Here is a 1,685-nt window from a genome sequence, read left to right as displayed (position 1 = left end):
CGCCCGCGCGGCGGAGCCGCAGATCGATACAGCCCCGCGCCCCTGACGGGCGCGCTGCCCCTTAGGCGTCCTACTCGACCGTGACCGACTTGGCGAGGTTGCGGGGCTTGTCGATGTCGCGGCCGAGGGCCAGGGCCGTGTGGTAGGCGAGGAGCTGGAGGGGGATGCCCATGAGGATCGGGTCCAGCTCGTCCTCGTTCTTGGGGACCACGATCGTGTGGTCCGCCTTCTCCTGCTCCTGGTGCGCCACGGCGACGATCCGGCCGCTGCGGGCCTTGATCTCCTCCATGGCCGCGCGGTTCTTCTCCAGCAGGTCGTCGTCCGGGACGATCGCCACGGTGGGCAGGGCCGGCTCGATCAGGGCCAGCGGGCCGTGCTTCAGCTCGGAGGCCGGGTAGGCCTCGGCGTGGATGTACGAGACCTCCTTGAGCTTCAGGGAGGCCTCGCGGGCCACCGGGTAGCCCCGGACGCGGCCGATGAAGAGCATCGAGCGGGCCTCGGCGTACTCCAGCGCCAGCTTCTTGATCTCCTCCTCCTGCTCCAGCATCTCGGCGATCTGCGCGGGGAGCCGGCGCAGGCCCTCGATGATCCGCTTGCCGTCGCGGACGGAGAGGTCGCGGGTGCGGCCCAGGTGCAGGGCGAGCAGCGCGAAGGCGACCGTGGTGTTGGTGAAGCACTTGGTGGAGACGACGCAGACCTCCGGGCCGGCGTGCACGTAGACGCCGCCGTCCGCCTCGCGGGCGATCGCGGAGCCCACCACGTTGACCACGCCGAGGACGCGCGCGCCCTTGCGCTTGAGCTCCTGGACGGCCGCGAGGACGTCGTACGTCTCGCCGGACTGGGAGACGGCGACGTACAGGGTGTCGGGGTCGACGACCGCGTTGCGGTAGCGGAACTCGGAGGCCGGCTCGGCGTCGGCGGGGATGCGCGCGAGCTCCTCGATCATCTGCGCGCCGATCATGCCGGCGTGGTACGAGGTGCCGCAGCCGAGGATCTTCACGCGGCGGATGCGGCGGGCCTCGCGGGCGTCCAGGTTGAGGCCGCCCAGGTGCACGGTGGAGAAGCGGTCGTCGATCCGGCCGCGCAGCACGCGGTCCACGGCCTCGGCCTGCTCGTGGATCTCCTTGTGCATGTACGTGTCGTGGCCGCCCATGTCGTAGGAGGCGGCCTCCCACTCCACGGTGGTGGGCTCGGCGGTGGTGCGCGTGCCCTCCGTGGTGTAGGTGCGGAAGTCGTCGGCCTTGAGGGTGGCCATCTCGCCGTCGTCGAGGGTGACTATCTGGCGGGTGTGGGCGACCAGCGCGGCGATGTCCGAGGCGACGAACATCTCCTTCTCGCCGATGCCGAGGACGACCGGGGAGCCGTTGCGGGCGACGACGATGCGGTCCGGGAAGTCGGCGTGCAGCACGGCGATGCCGTAGGTGCCCTCGATCAGGCGGACCGTCTCGCGGACCTTGTCCTCGAGCTTCTCGGCCGTCGAGCGGGCGATGAGGTGGACCAGGACCTCGGTGTCGGTCTCGGAGAGGAACTCGACGCCGTCCGCCTCCAGCTTGCGGCGCAGGTCGGCGGCGTTGTCGATGATGCCGTTGTGGACGACGGCGACCTTGCCCTCGGCGTCCAGGTGCGGGTGGGCGTTCACGTCGGACGGGGCGCCGTGGGTGGCCCAGCGGGTGTGGGCGATGCCG

At 71.0% G+C, this 1,685-nt stretch carries 1 protein-coding gene; it reads right to left on the bottom strand.

Going from position 1 to position 1,685, the window contains the following annotated elements; translation table 11 throughout:
* Positions 1–70: 70 nt before the first annotated feature.
* Positions 71–1,685, bottom strand: a 1,615-nt coding sequence (glmS, locus tag CCN29_RS32970; RefSeq protein WP_086686189.1) for a glutamine--fructose-6-phosphate transaminase (isomerizing), incomplete at its 5' end; no start/stop codon positions are given.

Origin of the sequence: Streptomyces pseudogriseolus, assembly GCA_002154585.1 — a bacterium.
GTDB lineage: Bacteria > Actinomycetota > Actinomycetes > Streptomycetales > Streptomycetaceae > Streptomyces > Streptomyces pseudogriseolus.
Note: the sequence above shows the minus strand (reverse complement) of the source record. Positions and strands in the feature narration are given on the sequence as shown.